This window comes from Mesorhizobium sp. (assembly GCF_004962925.1).
Taxonomy (GTDB): domain Bacteria; phylum Pseudomonadota; class Alphaproteobacteria; order Rhizobiales; family Rhizobiaceae; genus Mesorhizobium.
Genome location: NZ_SUEO01000375.1, coordinates 235 through 2,264 on the forward strand (window position 1 = coordinate 235; position 2,030 = coordinate 2,264).

Below are 2,030 nucleotides of genomic sequence, written 5' to 3' on the forward strand. Positions count from 1 at the left end.
GATGTTCGTCATCGCCGGCAACGAGCTCGACCTGTCGATCGGCACCTTTGTCGGTTTCGTCGGCTGCGTCACGGCGACGTGGCTGAAGGACGCGCCGCTGGTCGGCGTCTTGATCCTGCTAGGATCGATCGGCGTCTATGCGCTGCTCGGCGCGCTGATCCATCTGCGCAACCTGCCTTCGATCGTGGTGACGCTCGGCATGAGCTTCGTCTGGCAGGGGCTGGCCATCCTCATCCTGCCGAAGCCCGGCGGCAAGGCGCCGGACTGGCTGCTGTCGCTCATGGCCTTCAAGCCGCCTCTCATCCCTTTTCCGATCATTGCGGCGCTGCTGATCGCGGCGGTCGTCTATTTCGGGCTGATGCGCACTTCCTATGGCGTGATCCTGCGCGGATCGGGCGGCAATGCTGCGGCCCTCAGCCGAGCCGGCTGGTCGCTGCTCAAGACCAAGATCGTGCTGTTTGCACTCGCCGGCCTGTTCGGCGTGCTGTCCGGCATGGCCTTAATCGGCATCACCACCTCGGCCGATGCCAATATCGGCAATGGCTATACGCTGCTTTCGATCGCCGGCGTCATCCTCGGTGGCGGCGAATTCGTCGGTGGCCGGGTGTCGCCGATCGGTGCGGTGATCGGCGCGCTGACGCTGGCGCTTGCCGCGTCGCCGCTGCTGACCTTCATGCACATTCCGCCCGATTGGCAGGTGGCCGCCAATGGCGCCATCCTCATCATCGTGCTCGCGGCCCGGGTGCTCATCAGCCGCAGGGAGAGATGAGCGATGGCTTCGTTGAGATTGCTGCTCGCCAAACCCTGGATCTGGTCCTTCATCGGCGCGCTGCTGGTGTGGCTGGCGACAATCGCCTTCACCGGCGGCTATGGCGGCGGCGGCATGATCACGGCAGCCCTTTCGCTCGCCGTCTTCACCGTTATCGTCGGTGTCGGCCAGATGTTCGTCATCACGCTCGGGCCCGGCAATGTCGACCTGTCGCTGCCGGCCAATATCGGCCTCGCCAGCGCCGTCGCCATGAAGGTGATGGACGGCAATGACCAGATGATCGCCGTCGGGCTGCTGGCGGCGGTGGCCTGCGGCATGGCGGTCGGTGCCGCCAACTATCTCTTGATCTGGGCGCTGCGCATTCCACCGATCATCGCGACATTGTCGGCCAGCTTCATCATCCAGTCGATCGACATCAGCTATGGCCGCGGCCTGCAGATCAAGCCGCCGCCGGGCTTCGCCAGTTTTACCAACTGGCAGATTATGGGCATTCCGGTGCTGGCGATCCTCACCGTGCTGTTCACCATCGGTGCTGCCATCGCGCTGCAGCGCATGATCTATGGCCGTTCGGTGCTGGCGATCGGCCAGAACATCCGCGCCGCGTGGCTGGCCGGTATCAATGTCGGCCGCATCCGCTTCCTCACTTACACGCTGTCGGGCGCGCTCGGCGGGCTCGACGGGGCGTTGCTCGCCGGCTATTTCCGCGGCGCCAATGTCGATATCGGCAACGAGTACCTGCTGGCCTCGATCGCGGTCGTGGTCATCGGCGGCACGTCGGTTGCCGGCGGCAAGGCCAACGTGCCGGGCGTCTGGGGCGCGGCGCTGTTCCTGGTGCTGCTCCTGACCATGCTCAACACGTTCGGCGTCAGCGCCGGCGTCCGGCTGCTGCTGACGGGGCTGATCATCGTCGGCGTCATCACCGCTGCGGGCGGCCAGAAGGCTCTGCGCTGACCACACGCTACGGCGAGCCTTTCCGCGAAAACATCGTGGTTTCCATCCGGGCATCGGCCCTGTAAATCGTTCAGCCAACATCATTGCGAGAGGTTTGCGTGTCCGATTTCGTGAGCGTTACAAGGGATGGCCGCATTGCGGTCGTGACCATCGACAATCCGCCGGTCAATGCGGTGAGCTTCCATGTTCGCGAGCCGCTGCTACAGGCGCTTGTTTCCTTGCGGGACGAGCCTGATGTCGCGGCCATCGTCATCGCCTGCGCCGGGCGGACCTTTGTTGCCGGCGCCGACATCACCGAATTCGGCAAGCC

3 protein-coding genes are annotated in these 2,030 nt (G+C 64.7%); all 3 read left to right on the forward strand.

Annotated features, from left to right (window positions below; all coding sequences use genetic code 11):
- Window positions 1–769, forward strand: a 769-nt coding sequence (locus tag E5W87_RS35095; protein ID WP_292408456.1) for an ABC transporter permease, incomplete at its 5' end; no start/stop codon positions are given.
- 3 nt (window positions 770–772) lie between these two features.
- Window positions 773–1,720 carry an ABC transporter permease gene (locus E5W87_RS35100; RefSeq protein WP_292408459.1) on the forward strand — a complete coding sequence of 316 codons (948 nt, stop codon included), beginning with the start codon at window positions 773–775 and terminating at the stop codon, window positions 1,718–1,720.
- Window positions 1,721–1,818: 98 nt separating this feature from the next.
- Window positions 1,819–2,030 (forward strand): enoyl-CoA hydratase-related protein (locus E5W87_RS35105; protein ID WP_292408462.1); only part of this gene is annotated, 212 nt, incomplete at its 3' end.